Annotated in this window: 21 protein-coding genes; 10 read left to right on the top strand and 11 right to left on the bottom strand. The window is 64.6% G+C overall.

The annotated features are described in order from the left end of the window. The first annotated feature begins 710 nt into the window (after positions 1 to 710). The 4 genes from ACLMAL_RS24470 (at position 711) to ACLMAL_RS24455 (ending at position 5,923) form a co-directional block, all read left to right on the top strand. Positions 711 to 1,925 (top strand): cytochrome P450, encoded by a 1,215-nt coding sequence (locus ACLMAL_RS24470; protein ID WP_412001218.1) that lies wholly within the window; start codon positions 711 to 713, stop codon positions 1,923 to 1,925. 9 nt (positions 1,926 to 1,934) lie between these two features. After that, positions 1,935 to 3,722, top strand: coding sequence for a hypothetical protein (locus tag ACLMAL_RS24465; protein ID WP_412001217.1), 1,788 nt, complete (start codon positions 1,935 to 1,937; stop codon positions 3,720 to 3,722). Between the two features lie 432 nt (positions 3,723 to 4,154). After that, entirely contained in the window at positions 4,155 to 5,405 is a 1,251-nt protein-coding gene (locus ACLMAL_RS24460; protein ID WP_412001216.1) for a cytochrome P450, read from the top strand. 59 nt (positions 5,406 to 5,464) lie between these two features. Continuing rightward, a complete protein-coding gene (locus ACLMAL_RS24455; protein ID WP_328402941.1) occupies positions 5,465 to 5,923 on the top strand; it encodes a VOC family protein in 459 nt (152 codons plus the stop codon). Positions 5,924 to 6,059: 136 nt separating this feature from the next. On the opposite strand, the gene ACLMAL_RS24450 is transcribed toward ACLMAL_RS24455, so the two are convergent. Then, positions 6,060 to 6,401 carry a putative quinol monooxygenase gene (locus ACLMAL_RS24450; RefSeq protein WP_412001215.1) on the bottom strand — a complete coding sequence of 114 codons (342 nt, stop codon included), beginning with the start codon at positions 6,399 to 6,401 and terminating at the stop codon, positions 6,060 to 6,062. A gap of 62 nt (positions 6,402 to 6,463) precedes the next feature. Here ACLMAL_RS24450 and ACLMAL_RS24445 point away from each other — a divergent pair, with 62 nt between their 5' ends. Both ACLMAL_RS24445 and ACLMAL_RS24440 read left to right on the top strand, forming a co-directional pair. Further along, positions 6,464 to 6,796 (top strand): ArsR/SmtB family transcription factor, encoded by a 333-nt coding sequence (locus tag ACLMAL_RS24445; RefSeq protein WP_412001214.1) that lies wholly within the window; start codon positions 6,464 to 6,466, stop codon positions 6,794 to 6,796. A gap of 5 nt (positions 6,797 to 6,801) precedes the next feature. Beyond that, a complete protein-coding gene (locus tag ACLMAL_RS24440; protein WP_412001213.1) occupies positions 6,802 to 7,131 on the top strand; it encodes a hypothetical protein in 330 nt (109 codons plus the stop codon). 13 nt (positions 7,132 to 7,144) lie between these two features. Here ACLMAL_RS24440 and ACLMAL_RS24435 read toward each other — a convergent pair whose 3' ends face one another. Next, a complete protein-coding gene (locus ACLMAL_RS24435) occupies positions 7,145 to 7,732 on the bottom strand; it encodes a CAP domain-containing protein (protein WP_412001212.1) in 588 nt (195 codons plus the stop codon). A 141-nt stretch (positions 7,733 to 7,873) separates the two neighbouring features. Beyond that, the gene (locus ACLMAL_RS24430; protein ID WP_412001211.1) at positions 7,874 to 8,590 is read right to left on the bottom strand and encodes an alpha/beta fold hydrolase; all 717 of its coding nucleotides are present in this window, start codon (positions 8,588 to 8,590) and stop codon (positions 7,874 to 7,876) included. A 91-nt stretch (positions 8,591 to 8,681) separates the two neighbouring features. On the opposite strand from ACLMAL_RS24430, the gene ACLMAL_RS24425 reads away from it, so the two are divergent. Beyond that, on the top strand, positions 8,682 to 9,260 hold the full coding sequence (locus tag ACLMAL_RS24425; RefSeq protein ID WP_328402933.1) for a TetR/AcrR family transcriptional regulator: 579 nt from the start codon (positions 8,682 to 8,684) through the stop codon (positions 9,258 to 9,260). 14 nt (positions 9,261 to 9,274) lie between these two features. On the opposite strand, the gene ACLMAL_RS24420 is transcribed toward ACLMAL_RS24425, so the two are convergent. From ACLMAL_RS24420 to ACLMAL_RS24405, 4 genes are all read right to left on the bottom strand, one after another. After that, entirely contained in the window at positions 9,275 to 9,748 is a 474-nt protein-coding gene (locus ACLMAL_RS24420) for an NUDIX hydrolase (protein ID WP_412001210.1), read from the bottom strand. A gap of 34 nt (positions 9,749 to 9,782) precedes the next feature. Further along, a complete protein-coding gene (locus ACLMAL_RS24415; RefSeq protein WP_412001209.1) occupies positions 9,783 to 9,962 on the bottom strand; it encodes a hypothetical protein in 180 nt (59 codons plus the stop codon). Between the two features lie 51 nt (positions 9,963 to 10,013). Then, a complete protein-coding gene (locus ACLMAL_RS24410) occupies positions 10,014 to 11,753 on the bottom strand; it encodes a DUF3556 domain-containing protein (RefSeq protein WP_412001208.1) in 1,740 nt (579 codons plus the stop codon). A 107-nt stretch (positions 11,754 to 11,860) separates the two neighbouring features. Further along, the gene (locus tag ACLMAL_RS24405) at positions 11,861 to 12,577 is read right to left on the bottom strand and encodes an SDR family NAD(P)-dependent oxidoreductase (RefSeq protein ID WP_412001207.1); all 717 of its coding nucleotides are present in this window, start codon (positions 12,575 to 12,577) and stop codon (positions 11,861 to 11,863) included. A 103-nt stretch (positions 12,578 to 12,680) separates the two neighbouring features. Here ACLMAL_RS24405 and ACLMAL_RS24400 point away from each other — a divergent pair, with 103 nt between their 5' ends. Then, positions 12,681 to 13,520 (top strand): helix-turn-helix transcriptional regulator, encoded by an 840-nt coding sequence (locus tag ACLMAL_RS24400; RefSeq protein ID WP_412001206.1) that lies wholly within the window; start codon positions 12,681 to 12,683, stop codon positions 13,518 to 13,520. A gap of 209 nt (positions 13,521 to 13,729) precedes the next feature. On the opposite strand, the gene ACLMAL_RS24395 is transcribed toward ACLMAL_RS24400, so the two are convergent. From ACLMAL_RS24395 to ACLMAL_RS24385, 3 genes are all read right to left on the bottom strand, one after another. Next, on the bottom strand, positions 13,730 to 14,329 hold the full coding sequence (locus tag ACLMAL_RS24395; protein ID WP_412001205.1) for a dihydrofolate reductase family protein: 600 nt from the start codon (positions 14,327 to 14,329) through the stop codon (positions 13,730 to 13,732). Beyond that, the gene (locus ACLMAL_RS24390; RefSeq protein WP_412001204.1) at positions 14,326 to 15,171 is read right to left on the bottom strand and encodes a metalloregulator ArsR/SmtB family transcription factor; all 846 of its coding nucleotides are present in this window, start codon (positions 15,169 to 15,171) and stop codon (positions 14,326 to 14,328) included. Before ACLMAL_RS24390 ends, ACLMAL_RS24395 begins: the two co-directional genes overlap by 4 nt. 97 nt (positions 15,172 to 15,268) lie before the next feature. Next, positions 15,269 to 15,394 (bottom strand): hypothetical protein, encoded by a 126-nt coding sequence (locus ACLMAL_RS24385; protein ID WP_412001203.1) that lies wholly within the window; start codon positions 15,392 to 15,394, stop codon positions 15,269 to 15,271. Positions 15,395 to 15,555: 161 nt separating this feature from the next. On the opposite strand from ACLMAL_RS24385, the gene ACLMAL_RS24380 reads away from it, so the two are divergent. Beyond that, a complete protein-coding gene (locus ACLMAL_RS24380; protein WP_412001202.1) occupies positions 15,556 to 15,696 on the top strand; it encodes a hypothetical protein in 141 nt (46 codons plus the stop codon). Positions 15,697 to 15,710: 14 nt separating this feature from the next. Here the strand turns inward: ACLMAL_RS24380 and ACLMAL_RS24375 are convergent, their stop codons facing one another. Continuing rightward, entirely contained in the window at positions 15,711 to 16,436 is a 726-nt protein-coding gene (locus ACLMAL_RS24375) for a helix-turn-helix domain-containing protein (RefSeq protein ID WP_412001255.1), read from the bottom strand. 129 nt (positions 16,437 to 16,565) lie between these two features. Between ACLMAL_RS24375 and ACLMAL_RS24370 the strand changes: the two genes are divergently transcribed. Beyond that, a complete protein-coding gene (locus tag ACLMAL_RS24370; protein ID WP_412001201.1) occupies positions 16,566 to 17,546 on the top strand; it encodes an alpha/beta hydrolase fold domain-containing protein in 981 nt (326 codons plus the stop codon). Positions 17,547 to 17,572: the final 26 nt, after the last annotated feature.

The raw sequence follows: 17,572 nt of genomic DNA, 5'->3' as shown, positions 1-17,572 counted from the left end.
ACACATCATTGTCATCGGCAGAAGATCATCTGGTCACAGACCGGCTGTGCACAAGATCGCGGGTGGGGCGTTCCCATCGATGTCGTGTGGCCCGAGGGGCGTCGCGCGGTGGACGCGGAATCCGTAGTAGCACCTGAACATCGCAGATGCGCGAACCATGCCTGTGGCCGGTGCAACCCCGGTGCAACTAGGTGTCCCCGGGTATCGGGGAGCTTCGTTCCGGCTTCCACCCGGCGGGATCGCCGAGCTCGGCAAAGGCCGTGCATTGCAACGGATACCGACCGTTCAGCCGGTCTTCGGCTGCGGTTTCGAGGATAGATGGGTATCATCAAGCCGTTGAATCGAAACACGCTGCGGTCGAACAGTTTTGAGTTACCGGCCGGTTCGGGCATGAGTTCGATAGCCGCGCCCGCCGAAACGAGCCGCATGAGCACAGGAGTTCAAGGGGTACCAAAACCGTACAACCACACGGAAACCGTTGGGATTCATGGCAACCCGGCAGCGTTCCGGCAGCAATCCGCGACCGCGTCCGACGCGGTCGCATCCGCGTGTGAAAGACCATGCCGATAAGCGGATCTCGTCGTCAGTTTTCTAATCGTTGTGAGGAGCCATCTTTTGACTATGTCATCGTCCCTGGCGCATTCAACGACACAGCAGGGCTGTCGGATCGTTCACCAGTCAGCGACGGCTGACCTCGTCGGCCCACGCAGGTGACGCTCTATTCGGGCGAGTTCGCGGCTGATCCGCACGGCGCCTACCGGGACATGCGCCGCAACCATGGTTCGCTCGTGCCGGTGGAGGTAGCGCCCGGTGTGCCTGCGACATTGGTGATCGGCTATCGCGAGGCACTACACATACTGGGCGACCCCCTACATTTTCCAGCCGATCCGCGAGTCTGGCAGTCCACGGTTCCGGCGGATTGCCCGGTGTTGTCGATGATGGAGTGGCAGCCCAACGCATCGCGGACCGCAGGCGAAGAACATGCAAGGTACCGGCGCGCCAACACCGATAGTCTCGACAAAATCGATCTCTATGCGCTGCGCGGTACGGTCGAACGCACCGCGGCGGCGCTGATCGACAGTTTCTGCGAGTCCGGTTCGGCCGACCTGCTCAGCCAGTATGCGGTCCCGCTCACCGCGCAGGTGCTCAACGATTTGCTGGGGTTCTCGCCGGAGGCGGGGGAGGAAGCGTTCGCGGCGCTGGTGACGCTGCGCAATGCGGACGACGCAGCATCGGCCGAGGCGGGTAATCGGATGTTCACCTCGGCGATGCTGGAGGCGATTTCGGCCAAGCGGGAAGCCCCGGCCACGGATGTGACGTCCTGGCTGCTGGAGCATCCCTCCGCCTTGGACGAAGCAGAGATGGTGCAACAGATGGCGATGTTGTATGCCACGGGCACCGAACCCACATCGAACCTCATCGTCAACACGTTGCTGTTGATGGCAACCGATGACAGATTCGGCAGCGAGCTGCTCGCGGGAGCCCTGTCCACCCGGGACGCGATCGATGAGGTGTTGTTCACCGATCCACCATTGGCGAACTCCTGCTTCAGTTATCCGCGGCAGCCACAAATACTCGGCGATCTGCTGTTACCGATGCACGAACCGGTCGTGATCAGCCTCGCAGCGTGCAACAACGATCCTGCGGCGGTGAATGGTGATCGCACCGGGAACCGTTCGCATCTGGCGTGGGGCGCCGGTCCCCACGCATGCCCGGCCAAGTCGCTGGCGATGGTCATCGTTCAGGAAGCGCTCGACCAGTTGCTCGATGCGCTACCCGAAATCCGGTTGGCGGTGCCCGCTGAGCAGTTGCAGTGGCGCCAGGGAGGTTTCCACCGTGCATTAGAGACGCTGCCGGTGATCTTCCCCCCATCCCCACCTTTGCCCAACGGTGCACGAGTAACCGTTGGGATCGGAAATGAGTAGGAGGCGGTTATGGTTACGCACGGGTATAAGGAACGCACATCGCTGGCAGAGCTTCTTCGGCACGGCCACATAGAGTTCCACCAGCAGCTGCAGCAGGTTCTGAGCAACCCGGACTTCGCCGTCACGGACAAGCAGAGCCAGGAGCAGCGGCGGGAGAACGCGTATGACCAGTTGCGGAATCTGGTCAAGGAGATCGGCAGTACCCGCGATGTCGCGACCGATCTGCCCAAGCTGTTCGCGGTGTTCGACTGGTCTGCAGTGCTGGCGACGGACCTGATCCCGCTGATCTCCGGCCACTACAACCTGGCGTCGGGCAGCCTGGCCACCCTGACCAACTCCGACTCCGCCGAGCCGTACCTACATGACCTGGATGACGCAACCAGCGTCGGCGTCATGCTGCTGACCGAGTACGGGTGTGGCTCCAACATCGGATTCATGCAGACCACCGCGACCTGGGATGGTGCGGGGTTCGTGCTCAACACCCCGGACCCGCTGGCGCGGAAATTTATGCCGTCCGTTGGTATCCCGGTTGCTCGAGTCTGCGTTATCGGTGCACGGTTCATCGACGCAGCGGGCGTCGATCAGGGTGTGCACCTGTTCACGGCGCGACTACGCGACGCCAACGGCGACCCAGCCCCCGGCGTGACGATCACCCAACTCGACCATCAGCCGCTGGTCATCATGGACAACTCGGTCATCAGCTTCGATAATCTCCGGGTCGAGCGCGCTGACTGGCTGAGCAACGACCTGGCCACCATCGATGATGAGGGTGTGCTGACCTGGCACGACGAGGACAGCCGGAAGCGGGCGTTCGCCTCGGCGATCAGCCAACTGACTGTCGGGCGCTTGGCGCTCTCGTCGTGCTTGAACGCCTCGGCCCGCGCCTCGCTCTACATCGCCCTGCGCTACGCCGCCGAGCGGGTAGTGCCGTTGACGCCTGTCGACAGCACATTCATGTTCGATATCCCGCACGTGCGCGACACCCTGCTCTCCGACCTGGCCGGCACGGTCGCCCGGACCATTTACGGCAACGCGGTCAAGACCTTCCTCGCGGGCGCCGATCTCACCGCTCGCGACACCGTCGTGTCGGTGATGTTGGCCAAGTATTTCATCCAGGAGCATGCGTTGGAGACAGTCACTGACTGTCGCATCAAAATGGCTGCGCAAGGCATGTTCAGCGCCAACCGGGTCGCCGACTACCTCGGAGTCTGTCATGCCGCTATCACCGGCGAGGGTGATATCTACGTCCTCGGGTCCGTCGCCGGTCGCGTACTGGCCAAACAGCTCATCGGCACGCCGCCACCCGAACCTGCTCTCCACGATCCCGCCGACCCAGGCGACCGCGCGCGCTTGCTGCGCGCCCGAACACTGACGATCGCGCAAGAGGCCCAACCGTACCTTGGCAATCCAGCGCTGAAAGCTCGGCTGGAGGTCATTCCGGACGCGCTCGAGCTCGCCGAGGCCTACTGCGCCGAGCAGGCCCTGCGGTTGCTCGACGAGCACGCCGAACATCATCCCGAGATCGCCGCCCTGCGTGACGTTTTCGCTCTGGATCAGATCAGCAAAGAGTCTGCGTGGTATCTCACCCACGGTCTTCTCGACATCGCTGCCGTAAAGGCCGTGAAGCAGCAGCTCCGTAGTGGGCTGCTCCCGCAGGCCATCGACAACCTCGCCGACCACCTGCCAGCACTGCTGGAGGCGTTCGGCTTCGATGACGAGATCCTCGGCGCACCGGTGCTGTCCGAGGATCTGCCCGCCGCGTGGGACTCCCGCTGCCACGACCCACGCCGTCACTGATCCTGCCAAGGCAAGCCCGGATAGGGCACCCCGGCGGGGGTGCCCTATTCGGCGCGTCGTAGCGGAACTCATCGCAATCGCACGATCATGGCTCGGCCGGGTACCACGAGGGCGGCTGATCGGCCGACGTTCGCCCCATCCCGTCCCTGGCCCCCTGACACCACAGAGGATTTCGATGATCATCTTGTACTTGGGACCCGAACAGCGACCACGCCGAGCCTACTCTTCAGGTCGAAGTAGCCACACCGCACCAAGTTGACAGCATCCCTGCAGAGCCAGCCGGCAGACGGTACACAAGACCTGGCGAGGTGAGGCCGAAACCAACCCTGATGACGGAATCCTGTTGACAGGGAACAACATAGCGACCCGACGGCCTTCGCTCGGCCCTCGCCTTGGGTACTATGCTGCCGCAACCGATATCAAGGAGACTACGTGTATCCGCAGCACACGCATCAGGGTGCTACCGCCAACTCAATGTCGTCGATCGAGTTCACAGGCCCTCGAATCCCGATCTACAGTGCAGAATTTGCGGCCGATCCCCACGGGTTCTACCGCCAGATGCGTAGAGACTACGGACCGCTGGTGCCGGTCGAGATGTGGCCAGGAGTACCTGCCACCCTGGTGATCAAATATCGCACCGCCGTGGGCATTCTCAACGACTCCGACCGTTTTCCGGCCGATCCGAGCACCTGGCAGAAGACCGCACCTGCCGATATCCCGATCATGCCGATGATCGAGTACCGACCCAACGCAATACGTACCAGCGGTACAGAGCACACTCGCTACCGCAATGCTTTGAACGACGCCTTGGCTGGCATGGACCTGAACTCCCTGCGATCCATGGTCGCGGCATCCGCCATCCCGATCATCAACACGTTCTGCAAGGACGGAAACGCCGAACTGTTGAACCAGTACATCCTCCCGCTGGTCTTCTCGGTCTTCTGCCAGGTACTCGGCTGTCCACCCGAAATCGGTCAGCGGGTCGCGCAGGCCAGTGCTGCGATGTTCGACGGTGTGGATACCGATGCAGTAAACGCGGAGATGGGCAAGGCGTTGCTCGACCTTACGGCTCTGAAGCGTGCTCACCCGGCTGACGATGTCACCACGAGACTGACCCAGCATCCCGAAGGGTTGTCCGACGAGGAGATGGTGCATCAGCTGGTCCTGCTGTTTGCGGCCGGTGTCGAACCACCACTGAACCTCATTGCCAACACCCTGCTGTTGATGCTGACCGATACCCGCTATGCCAGCGAGGATAATAGCCGTCCCTTGTCAATCAAGACCGCACTCGAAGAAAGGCTGGCAACCGACCCGCCAATGGCGAACTATTGCATTACCTATCCTCGCCAGCCAATTCTGATCGAGGGCGTGTGGTTGCCGGCGAATCAGCCGGTAATCATCAGTATGGCCGCCTGTAATACGGATCCGGAGATGAACACAGGCGAATTCCTGGACAACGGATGGAATCTGGCGTTCAGCACCGGCCCACATGCCTGTCCTGCTCACGCCCGGCCGTACGGGCTTCTGCTCGCGCAGGACGTCATCGATCAACTCCTGGACATCCTCCCGGAGCTGAAACTAGCGGTTGCCGAAGAGGAGCTCGTGTGGCGCCCTGGCCCATTTCACCGAGCATTGACAGCGTTGCCGGTTGTGTTCCCACCTTCTCCTCCGTTGTACGTCTGAAGGTATAGCTCCTTTGAGACGAACCCACCCGAACGACCGGAACCGAAGAAGGAGTCCCCATGGCGGTTAGTCCGATTCCCCACGGGCAGCACAGCATGACCGTGTACTTGGCAGTCGCGGATGCGCGGTCGGCAATCGAGTTCTACAAGAGGGCTTTTGATGCCGTCGAGCTTTACCGGGGGGAATCACCGAGCGGTCGCATTGATCATGCGGAGCTGAGGATCGGCGATTCTTCGCTGGTTCTCACCGAGCCTTCTGAGGGTCATCCGCTGACGAGCCCAGCGCAGTCCCAGGCCTCGGTTGGTCTCCGGCTGTATGTGGAGGACGTCGACAAGCACTTCGCTCAGGCGCTGGAGCTGGGTGCCCGAGAATTCAGCGCGGTGAGCGATCTGTTCTACGGCGACCGCAGCGGGACGCTGGTGGATCCGTTCGGCCACGTCTGGATTGTCTGCACCCACAAAGAGGACCTGTCGATAGAAGAAATCCAGGAGCGCGCCAAGAAATTCTACGGCGGATAGATCGACAGGCACCGATCGTGTGACCCGCACTCTCGGCTGTCAATACCGGTCGGATGTTGCCCCGACCTTTCCGTCGCAATCGTGACCCACTCGATGTGGCGAGCCGTCCGGCCCCGAGATGACGGTTCGTGATTGCCTATGCGGAGATAAGGCGGGGGTAAGGGCTTTGCATGGACAGGAACCGGATCTCCAGGTCCTGTTCGAGGTAGTCCATGCGCCGTTCCCAGAAGTCCTGCATGTGTGGTAGGGCCAGGTGACGGTCGAGATCCTCCTTGGAGCGCCAAACCTCGTAGAAGACAAAGGTGGACGGGTCGTCGGCGTCTTCGTGGAAGTGGTATTCGAGGGCTCCGTCTTCTTCGCGAGTTGGTGCGACGAACGACAGGAGCAGTTCTTTGAGCTCGTCGACGCGGTCCGGCCTGGGGCGGGCGAGCCCCATCAAGGCGAAGGGAACCCGATCGATAGGTACGATGCTGGCCATACCTTGGACGATAGCGGTGGGCGAGGTACGATGCAAATCGTACCTAGGAAGGTGGTGGGGCATTGTCTGACGACGATCAGCCGGATCCGGAGGCGATGGAGCTGGGAGCGGTGTTGTCCGCGCTGGCGGACAAGCACCGGCTGGAGGTCGTGTGCGCGCTGTTGGCGGACGTCGACGGGGCCGAGCGGCACTGCAGTTCGTTCGGTTTGCCGGTATCGAAGGCGACTCTGACACACCACTTTCGGGTTCTGCGGCAAGCCGGTCTGATTCGTCAGGTGAATCGGGGCAACAGCAATATGGCGCAACTGCGCAGTGTGGAGTTGGCCGCTCGTTTTCCCGGCCTGATCGAGCTGCTCGAGGCGGAGAACAGGCGCCGAGCCGAGTCGCCGAGCTAGCCCCGATGTGCGGGTCGGTCGTTGGACTTGGCGGCGGGGACGCGGCCGAGGTCGCGATCCCCGAGCCGGCAGCTGTCGTCGAATGGCGGCGGTTGGCCGAACGATTCGATGCGGCCGGGGTCGCCGGGACGGCCGAGGTCATCTCTGTCGACGGGATGCACATCAGCGGTGAAGCGTACGAAGTCGCAGAACTGACCGTGCGGATCAGTGGGCCGGGCTTCGACACCTTCGACGCCGACTGCGAGCGCGGTACTCGGGACCCGGCCTGGGAGGTCGGCGATCGGTTCGCTGTGGTAGTCGATCCGGTCGACCTGACTTTCGCGATTCGTTCATGACGACTCGGCCTCGCTAGTCGGTTCCCCGCAATACGTTGTCGCGATATTCGCCGGGGATATTGCCGCGTGACCGATAGATCGCCACGATGTAGGTCCAGCCCGGATCCTCGGATTCCGGTGCAAGCACGCAGGCTCGGCCGACACCGACTGCGGTACTGGTCTTCCACACCATCTGCGTGAAATTCTCGGTCCCCGGCGCCGGGTGGTCGGCTTCGTACTCGTAGCGCTCTTGCTCATTCTTCCAATGCATGACGGCATCACCGGCGGGCGTCGGCCTGGAATCGTCGCTGCTGGCCAGGAATACGTTTTCGCCGTACCTCGCATCCAGTTCTTTGTGGGACAGGGAGCCGTTCTCCGCGTGGAACACCGCGCGCGTCTTCGCGTAGTCCGCCAGCTCTTGGCTGATCTTCAGCGCGGGGACTCCGTGGTGAGATCGTTCTTTATTGAGTCCGTCCAGCATCTCTTGGACGAATCCGGTGTCGGTGCACTCCTTCACCTCTCGTGCCTCGGCGGAGGCAGGAACTCCGCCGAGCGCGCCGAGCAGCGAGGCGCAGAGTGCGGGGACCGCGAGACAGGCCGGTGATCGCCGAGATCTGTCCACGCGGAAACCTTGGTCCGTGGTGTCGTGAATCATGTGTAGCCCCTTCTCCATCGAAGCGGTACGTGATCAACCGGAACCAGCGTACGAAGCGGCGGACCCCTTCCCTTGCATCGGCGCGCACCTCGGAGTTTCCGCCGGGCTTCACCGACTGCTGTGGTGTCCGGTCACCGCGTAGGAGATGTCGAGGACGCACCGCGCGAACTCGGTCGGCTGGGCCAGGGGGAAGTAGTGACCTGCCCGCGGCGTGATGAGTAGTCGGCCGTCAGTGCTCGCGGCAAGGAATCGCCGTTCGTGGGTGCGGAAGTGATCGCGACTGCCGTTGATCAGCCAGAGCGGGCCGGGGTACTCGGCGAGATTGGCGAGCGGGTCGAAATGCCGGCTTTCTCGGACGACGTCAGGGATGACTTCGGTGGCAATCCCACCGTGTTTGATCGCTTCGGCCACCCGCGGTGGGAGCACCGAGTCGAAGAGGCGGCCGCTGGCCCGTTCGCCGCCGTCGGATTGCCGCGAGAGCACGCGATGCATCAGCGTGAACGGAGCCGTGAAGCCGCGGTTCGGCACGCAGGTCGCCCCGGCGACCACCAGCCCGGCCACTCGCTCTGGATGCCGGGCAGCTGCGGCGATGCTCACGTATCCGCCCAGCGAATGCCCGACCACCACGGCGTGGCCGCCGACGTTGTCCACCGCTTCGGCGACTGCGTCGATGGCGGCGGCCAGCGTGAACCGTTCGCCGCGCCGCGCGCCGTGCCCAGGCAGGTCGACTGCCGCCGAGGGGTGCGCGCCGAGCTGCTCGCGCACTACCGACCATGAGGTACTGCTCAGCCGAATGCCGTGCACGAATACCAAGGGAAAGCTCATTCCACGCTCCTATCAACAACGCAACGTTGCGTTGCATTTGAAGATATACCGGCGCTAGATGCAACGCAACGTTGCGTTGTATCCTGGCGGGGTGAGCGAAGAACGCGCCCGAGGAGGGCCACGGCAAGCGTCGGCGATTTTTGCCGCGACCCTCGAGCTACTGGCCGAACAGGGCTATGACGGTCTGACCATCGAATCCATCGCAAGCCGCTCCGGCGTCAACAAGACCACCATCTACCGGTGGTGGCCGTCCAAGGACGCGGTGCTGGCCGCCGCGCTGGTCCACTCCGACCTGCTCGCCTTCGCGATGCCGGACACCGGCAGCCTGCGCGGCGACCTCCTCGCGCTGGCCCGGGAGATCACCCAACTGCTGACCGGAGAACGGACCGCACCGATCGTCGCCACCGTTCTCGCCGCGGCACCCCGCAGGCCGGAGCTGGCTGCGGTGGCGCACACGTTCTTTGCCGAACGCCTCACCCGCGAGCAGCCGATGTTCCAGCGCGCGATCGCCCGTGCCGAACTGCCGGCGACGGCGGATCCGGCGATGATCATGGACCTGCTGGCCGGCGCGATCTGGTTCCGAATCCTGCTCCGTGATCAGCCCATGTCGTCGGATTACCTCAGCGGCGCAGTCGATCTCGTACTGCACGGGGCTGCCGCCGCACACTGATCGACGACCCGTGTTCAGGGTGCCGGTTCGAACCACACCGGCCCATCGGACAGTGCCTCCTCGATGCGCAGCAGATCGTGCTCGGGCAGTTCCGGCAATGCGGACACGTCGAACCAGGCGACTGCGAGCGACTCGTCGTCGTTGACCCGCGCCGTGCCGCCGACGGCGCGGCACCGGATCGTGATGTCCATGAACTGACAGATGTCGCCATTCGGGTAGGTGTGCGGCGGCATGGCGCGGACGATCACGATACGCTCGGCGACGCAACGAATGGCGGTCTCCTCGTACACTTCTCGAACCGCGCACGCCGCAGGCTGCTCGCCCGGTTCCGGCATCCCTGCAATGACCGCCCACGTGCCGGTGTCGGCCCGCTGCCCCAACAGCACCCTGCCCTCGTCATCGAAGACAACAGCGCTGACACCGGGCAACCACAACAGCTGCTTGCCCGCGTCGGCCCGGATGGTGTGAATGAAGTCGGGGGTCGCCATGGTTTCGACAGTAAACCGCGCTCGACGGTGCCGGCTATCGGCGATCAGGACCGGGCTGATTGATTGCGCCGGAAGGCATCCCGTCGTTGACCGTCGGGCGGTTACCCGCTGCTGGAGCGGTGCGGACCTCCATCCGCCAGAAACCGGGCGTGGCCATGGCCGGCACATCCCGCGGCGCGGTGCGCGGATTTCGTGCCAGATCCACGTCGATCATGAAACGGGCTCCATGTCCCGAAGTATCACGCCGTTGTCATCGTGGCCGCCATCAGGTGAGGTCGTTCTGGTTGCCACGGTGCACGTGCACGGGCACATCGTCGGCCCAAGGCTGGCGGGTCACCATGTCCGCGACATGCACCACGCCGCGCTCGAATTCGCCGGTCGCGGCGTCGACAAGACGGTATTCCTGAGTCTGCTTGTGGATCGGCTGGGCGTCGAGCAGAACGACGCGTACTTCGCCGGGGTCGAAGTGGCAACGCTGCTGCATCGCGGCGATGAGTTGCTCGTTGTGCATGTGTCCGTCGCCGAAGTTCCAGCCGACTGCGGTGCTGCAGATGCGCTCACCGTCGGTGAGTGTGTACTCGTCCTCACGGCCGGCGGGCATGGCTCGATGAACCAGGGTGAACAGCGCGCGGCCGTGGGTGTTCATGGCTCGGAAGGCATATCCCATGAACATCGGAATCTGGGCCCGGTCCTTCCCGTAGAACCGCTCCAGCTGGGCTTGCGGCATACTGGCGATCGCCACGATGCCGCGGTTGATCTTTTCCGCGGCCGAGGGTTTGATGCACCACATCGTCGTATCCCAGTTGCCTGCGTAGTACCGCATGCCGGGCAGGAACGAGATTGTGCGCGGGAACAGGTTCCCGGCGATCACAATGCCCGCGATCACGATGAACAGCAGCGCCACCGGCACGGGGTTGTTCAGGCTGCCGAGACCGAGATCGGCGTGCGCGACGAACAACACCAGCACACCGAAGATCATGAAGACGTTCCATTCCAACGGCACCCCCATGGGGACGGCCGTCAGAATCACCAGGTGGAATCCCACCATCACGACCGCGGCCGCCGCCGTCAGCGCGCCGCCGTGCGAGAAGAACAACACCAATGGAATACCCATCTCGACGGCCGTGCCGCCGTGCGCGAAAATGCGCGACAACCGACCCGGCCTCAGGTCGTCGGGGAAGTTCTCGAAGAACATGCGCTTGAGCGACTTTCGCCGGAACACCGGACTGTTGGACATCATCGTGGACACCACGAACGGGAAGTGCTTGTTCAGCTTCGAGGTCGCCGCGCCCATCCAGATCACCACGAAAACGACCTTCGCGGCGACGATCGTGTCGGTGGAGGTGAATAGAAAAGTGACTGCCAGGGTGGCATAGACCTCGCCGCGCGCCGCGAGGAAGATCACCTTGTCGCGCAACCCAATTGCCGCAAGCAGGCCGAGGATCACTGCGATTTGCCATACCGGGATCAACCCCACTGTCGTGTCCAGCGCCGGTACCGGACCGGTGCCGGCGGACACCAATGCGACCGACGTCGTCATCAGCAACGCCGCATACAGTGCGATATCCACTGGGGTGCGGGTGGTGCCACTGGTCAACGGAACACGACCGGGCCACGGCGGCAACCGAATTGTCCTCGGCCGCAACCAATACAGTATCGAGCCGAGCGGCGGAAAGAATCTGTTGTTCAGCGGACCGAACCCGCAACCGAGTCCGACCACCTCGAACAGCAGCGTGTAAAGCACAGCCTTCTGGAAGACGATCGGCTCCGACCACCAGTCGCCGACATCGGTGAATCCGTCGATGCCCTTGGTGGACAGCATGATCAGCCAGCCACCGAGAATATAGAGACCGACCTTGCCGACATAGAACAAATGCAGCGCGACCGGCGTCCCGAAACCCACCTCGGCCCAATGCCTGGCCATGGGACGGATTCGTGCACTCCGAGTGCCTTTGCTCCACTCCGCCATATCGACCACGGGTAGGTCGGGTTCGAGAAACCCCATCGAGCACTCTCCGATTCGACGATACCGAGGTCAGCCGAATCAGGACCTCGATGTCCTTCGATACGTTGGCAGGTACGGCATTTGCTGTCAATCGCCGATCCCGGTGGTTACCACGGCAAGGCGCCGGTGGTGTCGAAGTAGCCGCCGGTGGGTCCATCGGGGGGCACCTGGGCCATGCGGACGATGATCTCGGCACCCTGCTGAACGGTCTGCGTGCCCAGGCGCCCGTTCAGATCTGTCGCGGTGTAGCCCGGCTCCACCGCGTTGATCCGCATGTTCGGAAACGCTTTGGCGTACTGCACGGTGATCATGTTGACTGCAGCCTTCGATACCGGATAGGCGACTCCCGGGTATGCGTGTGCGGGTGTGTCCGGGGTGGTGACCCGGGTCAGCGAGGCCAGGCCGCTGCTGACGTTGACCACGACTGGCGCGGCGGATCGCTGTAGCAACGGCAGGAAGGCGTGGGTCACGCGTACCACACCGAGGACGTTCGTCTCCAGCACTGGCCGCATCATGTCGGCGGTCAACGCGGCGGCGCCGACCACGCCCTTGTCCTGCGTCTGTCCTTCGAAGCCTGCGATGCCTGCGTTGTTGACGAGCACATCCACACCGCCATCGGCTTCGATCGTTTTCGCCGCCGCCGCGACGGACGCGTCATCGGTGACATCGATGACCACCAATCGTGCACCGAACTGTTCGGCGGCGTGGCGTCCGCGTTCGGCGTCCCGGCTGCCGAGGTAAACGGTGTGGCCTGCCGCGACGAGCCGACGGGCGGTCTCGAAGCCCAAGCCCTTGTTCGCTCCGGTGATCAGTGTCGTTGTCATGGCTTCATAGTCGCGCCGGGCAGCCGTGGTCAACCAGTCGTCCGGTCTTCCTGGGACTGCTGATACCAGGCAGTTCGGCGCTCGGCCGGGCACACTGAAGGACATGGCAACAGCGGAATTCGGGAAGGCGGTGCGCCGCTGGCGCGATCAGGTCTCACCCGAGACCGCCGGGTTGACCGTGGGTGGGCAGCGCCGCGCTCCCGGACTGCGCAGGGAGGAGCTCGCGCTGCTGGCCGGCATCTCCGTCGACTACGTCACCCGCCTCGAACAAGGCCGCGCGGCCAACCCTTCGACACAGGTCGTCGAGTCGCTGGCCAGGGCGCTGCGGTTGTCCGCGGCCGAGCGTGCGCACCTGTTCCTGCTGGCCGGGCTGGCGCTGCCGGACCCCGAAACCGTGCCCACCTACATCACCTCGAGCGTCCAGCGCGTATTGGACCGCCTGACCGGGACACCCGTCGCGGTCTACGACGCATCCTGGACGCTGCTGCTGACCAACCCACCGCACGTAGCGTTGATGGGCGATCCGCCGGCCCGCCACACCAATGAACGCAACGGTGTGTGGCGACATTTTCTCGGCGCGGGCACCCCCGCCCGTCGCACCCCGGAGGCTATGCACGCATACGAAACCGCCCTCGTCACCGATTTGCGCACCGCCGCCGCCCAATATCCCGCCGACCAGCGCTTGCGAAAGCTCATCGCGGACTTGCGCGCCGAGAGCGCCCGGTTCGCTGCACTCTGGGATTCCGGCGCTGTCAGCCGCCGCGAGGCCGCCCGCAAGACGATCGATCATCCGCAAGTAGGTTCCTTGACGTTGGACTGCGACGTGCTCACCGTGGCGGGCAGCGACCTGCGCATCATGATCTACACAGCCGAGCCCGGCACCGAGGACGCCGAACGCCTCGCAATACTTACGGTGCTCGGCACCCGGACACTCGTCGGATAGCGGCCGGCCGCTCGATACATCCGCCTCAGCCGCTGATCGGTTGTGCGGCAGGATATCCGGCCAGGCGAGCGCGTCCGCGTTCGCAATGCGCGCGCATGCCAGCGTGCCCGCAACCGTCGCTGTAACAGCGGTCTACTGTGTCCGCAGCCCGAGCAGCTGACGGCTGTGAGGACGTAGTCGCTGTGCTGGACGGCCGCACACCGCGGCCGTTAGCGTGCGCGGTCGTAGACCATGGCGATCTCGCCCAGCTCGCCGGTCTCCTGGTGTGTGAGTGTCCACTTCGAACTCGGCAGGCCGTCGTCGAACAGCCGCTGCCCATCTCCGGCGATCTCGGGGCAGATCAAGAGATACAGCCGGTCGAGCAGGTCCGCGGCGAGAAGTGCCTTGGTGATGGTCGGGCTGGTGTTGACGAGGATGTCGCCCGCTCCGGTGGCCTTCAGTTCGGCGATGACGTCGGCAGCGGGGGCGTTCACCACGCGGGTGCGTTCCCACGGCGCTTCGGTCAAGGTGGTCGAGAGGACCACCTTTTCCGTGTCGACGAGCCACTTCGCGTATCCGCGATCGCGCGGATCGGCGCTGTCGTCCGCGGCGACCGTCGGCCAGTACCCGAGGAACCCCTCGGCGTTGAGCCGGCCGAGCAGCGCTGTCGTCGCGCCCTCGTAGATGCGGGTGAGGTGGTCTCGTGCGACCTCGGTGGTTGCGTAGCGGACGATCGCCTCTGCATCGGTTGGCCCGCCCGGGCCGTTGTAGCGTCCGTCGAGGGTGAGGGCGATGTTCGCGGTTACCTTGCGTCCGGTCGAGGTGGTCATGCTTGTGTTTCCTTTCCTTCGGTATGCGCTGCCGTGGTGGTGCGCGTAGGAGTACCGACTGTGTCGGCGAGGTGGTCCAGTACCTGGCCCCAGCCGGTTTCGATCCCGGCGATGTAGGGGACGGCCTCGACGGCCGTTTCGGTGATGGTCAGGCCGAGCCGCAGCCGGGTGCCGTCCGGGACCGCGGCGAGGGTGAGGTCGTAGTGGCCGGTGAACGAGACCGCCCCCGCCGCGTCCCGCACTGATAGGTCGAACACGAGATGCTCGGGTTCCTTCGCGGCGTGGACCCGTCCCTCGGAGCGGTACCGCCGCCCCTCGGCATCGTGGTACTCGAGGACGGCGCGACCACCCCGCTTGGGCTCGACGGCGCAGTCGACGACCGTCATCGACGGCGGCGCCCACCAGGACGCGAGCAGGTCTGGGTCGACCCAATGCCGCCAGACGACGTCCCGGGCCGCGGCCAGCACGCGCTCGAACGAGAAAGTACGTCCGTCCGCCCACCGTTCCCGGTCCGCGACAACGGATTCCGCTTCGATGGCGGCACGGTAGCGCGCGATGACGTTTCGCTCGTCCTGGTGCGCCTCGGTGGTCTCGACCAGTTCCCGCAGCCGGCACTCGAGGGCCTTCAGTGGCGCCGCCTCGACCGCGTAGACGCGACGTTGCCCGAGCGGGAAGACCGTGACGAGGCCGGCGCGGGCGAGAGTCTGGAGGTGCTTGGTGGTCTGCGGCTGCCGTAAGCCGGTCCGCTCAGCCAGTTCGCCGACAGACCGGGGCCGCTCGGCGAGGAGCTCGACGATGCGCCACCGCGCGCCGTCTCCAAGTGCTGATGCGATCTCGTCCACGCCCCCAAAGTATTCACTATCAAGAATATTCGCGTCAAGGAATATTTTGGGCAAGGTTGGATCGGCTGCGTGTCCGGGGTGACGAGGCGGTTCTTGCTCAGTCGTCGAGCAGCCGCCATGCGGTGCGGGCGAGCCTGGCCCGTAGCAGTCCGGTGGGCTCGGTGAGTTCGGTGGTCTGCGCGGCACTCACCGACACGCCCTGGATGAATCGCGACAACGTCACCTCTATATGAGGCCACTACCTGGGCTCCACTCCCGCCACGCAGTACGCCGCCCCGCGCCCGCCGCCGATCTGTCCGGCGTGCCACCCGCCCGCCTCGCCGCGGAGTTCTGTCCTAATCGCGAGAAAGCATCGGCTATGCGCACCGCCTGTTGGAAGCGGGCGTGTCGGTCGAGTCGTACCAGTGGCCTGGCACATTCCACGGATCGCAGGCGATCCTGTCCGCCGAGGTGTCCCAGCGGCAGTACGCCGAACTCGCCGCGGCCCTGCGCCACGCCCCGGCCCAATGCGGCGCGCGGAATTAGCGACTATCGAAATATCAAGGCGCAGGCGAGGTTCCGAGATCGAAGCGGATACCGGAGCGGAGCACTCCGCTGGCGGACATTCCGAACATGTGGTGGAAGGTTTCGCTGAAGTGAGATGGGGTGGCGAAACCTGCGTCGGTGGCGGAGCAGGTGAGATCGCGGCCGGTCGCGACGTCCCGGAGCGCGTGCATGAGGCGGGTCCACCGCTGATACCCGCGGAACGTGGTACCGGACTGCTGAGTGAACAAGCGGAGGAAATGAGTGGTGGACAGGCCCAGATTCGCGGCGATCGTCTCGGCCCGGAAGGTGCGATTCGGGTCCTGGCGGATCGCGGCGGCGACCCGTTCGATCCGCGGGTCGGCCGCCGGTGCGTGACCAGCTATGGCCTGAGCGAAGATTCGGTCCGGATCCACGGCATCTGCACGGCAGAGCTCGATGAGCTCCCGTTCCCGTCGGTGGCCGAGTCCGTACGGCCCGACGGTCGCCGTCATCTCCTCTGCGATGCCGGTGGCGGGCGCACCCGCGGTGTCGACGAACAGCAGCAGAATCCACGCCTCGGGCGCGACGACGCGGTGTACCGCCCGGGCGGGGGCGAACGAGCTGCCGGTCCGTATGTCCCCGTGTGCGGCGGTCTCCAGAACGAACGGCCGGTCCAGGCCGACGCTGAGCACCGCGACGGAGGGCGAATGCGGGTCGACACCGAGCTCCGGCCCGATGTAACCGGTATGCCCCGTCCGCATCCACACCACTGGCGATTTTGCCGGACCGCATATTTCCGAAAGCGCACCCACGGTCACAGCTGCCAGGGTAGCGCTACGCCGCACGAAGACAGCGGCCGACGAGCACCACGAAGAGCCGGAGGGCACATCATGCGAGGCAAAGTTCCACTGCGAGTTCGGATTCTGGCCGCACTCATGACCGAACCGGACTGGGATTCGATCACCCCGGATCAGGTCATCGAATTGCGCGAAGCGCAGTACCGCAAGCGCCGGTCCGCAGTCGTCGGGCTCGTCACCGGCAAGCCCGATCGTGGCGCACAAATCACTACACACGCCCTCGATCTCCCTGGTCGTCGGCTGGATGTCCGCGTGTACCAGCCCAAGCGGCGGGGTTCGGCACTGCCGCTGATCGTCGCGTTCCACGGCGGCGGATTCATCGGCGGCGCACCGGACCAGGACGACTGGCTCCTCAGTCACCTGGCGGCCAACACTCCGGCCGTGGTCGCCTCGGTCGACTATCGGCTGGCGCCCGAGCACCGCGTGCCCGCACAGGTCGAGGATGCCTACGATGCCGCACTCCGCCTCGTCGAGCTGGCCCCGATGTGGGAAGCCGATCCCGCTCGGATCGCCCTGCTGGGTGCCAGCGCGGGAGCTACGCTCGCTGCTCTCACCGCGATAAGGGCGGATGAACTCGGGCTGCCGGTGCGGACCCAGGTACTGATCAATCCGCAGCTCGACTGGACCGAGCGCGCCTTCGAGTACCCTTCGTTCACCGAGAACGCGGACAGCCCGACCGCGACACCGGCCAATTGCCGCGCGGTGCAGCGCATCGCGCTTCCCGAATCGTTCGACTCCCGAGCGATTTCACCGTTGGAGAGCGACAACCTCGCGGGACTCGCCCCGGCCCTCATCCAAGCCGCGGGTCTGGACACGCTGGAAGATCAGTCTTCGGCCTATGCCGACCGCCTGCGACAGGCGGGAGTCGACGTAACGCTGACCCGCTATCCGGAAGCGGTGCACGCTTTCCTGAGCATGCCGGGAGTGGTCCCCGCGGCCCGGCCCGCACGCACCGAAATCCTCGCCCACTTGCGCAGCCATCTGCTGAAGCGCTCGGGCATACCGACGCAGTAGAAACCGCGCCGAGATTCACGCAGAGG

It is taken from the genome of Nocardia sp. CWNU-33, assembly GCF_046764895.1.
Classification (GTDB): Bacteria; Actinomycetota; Actinomycetes; order Mycobacteriales; family Mycobacteriaceae; genus Nocardia.
This window is presented reverse-complemented; position numbering and strand designations above follow the sequence as displayed.

Coding starts and splice junctions, on each gene's coding strand:
- ACLMAL_RS24440 (WP_412001213.1), top strand. CDS start 6,802: ATGTGCGGGTCGGTCGTTGGACTTGGCGGCGGGGACGCGGCCGAGGTC.
- ACLMAL_RS24465 (WP_412001217.1), top strand. CDS start 1,935: ATGGTTACGCACGGGTATAAGGAACGCACATCGCTGGCAGAGCTTCTT.
- ACLMAL_RS24420 (WP_412001210.1), bottom strand. CDS start 9,748: ATGGCGACCCCCGACTTCATTCACACCATCCGGGCCGACGCGGGCAAG.
- ACLMAL_RS24375 (WP_412001255.1), bottom strand. CDS start 16,436: ATGCGGACGGGGCATACCGGTTACATCGGGCCGGAGCTCGGTGTCGAC.
- ACLMAL_RS24455 (WP_328402941.1), top strand. CDS start 5,465: ATGGCGGTTAGTCCGATTCCCCACGGGCAGCACAGCATGACCGTGTAC.
- ACLMAL_RS24400 (WP_412001206.1), top strand. CDS start 12,681: ATGGCAACAGCGGAATTCGGGAAGGCGGTGCGCCGCTGGCGCGATCAG.
- ACLMAL_RS24370 (WP_412001201.1), top strand. CDS start 16,566: ATGCGAGGCAAAGTTCCACTGCGAGTTCGGATTCTGGCCGCACTCATG.
- ACLMAL_RS24415 (WP_412001209.1), bottom strand. CDS start 9,962: ATGATCGACGTGGATCTGGCACGAAATCCGCGCACCGCGCCGCGGGAT.
- ACLMAL_RS24405 (WP_412001207.1), bottom strand. CDS start 12,577: ATGACAACGACACTGATCACCGGAGCGAACAAGGGCTTGGGCTTCGAG.
- ACLMAL_RS24450 (WP_412001215.1), bottom strand. CDS start 6,401: ATGGCCAGCATCGTACCTATCGATCGGGTTCCCTTCGCCTTGATGGGG.
- ACLMAL_RS24410 (WP_412001208.1), bottom strand. CDS start 11,753: ATGGGGTTTCTCGAACCCGACCTACCCGTGGTCGATATGGCGGAGTGG.
- ACLMAL_RS24430 (WP_412001211.1), bottom strand. CDS start 8,590: ATGAGCTTTCCCTTGGTATTCGTGCACGGCATTCGGCTGAGCAGTACC.
- ACLMAL_RS24395 (WP_412001205.1), bottom strand. CDS start 14,329: ATGACCACCTCGACCGGACGCAAGGTAACCGCGAACATCGCCCTCACC.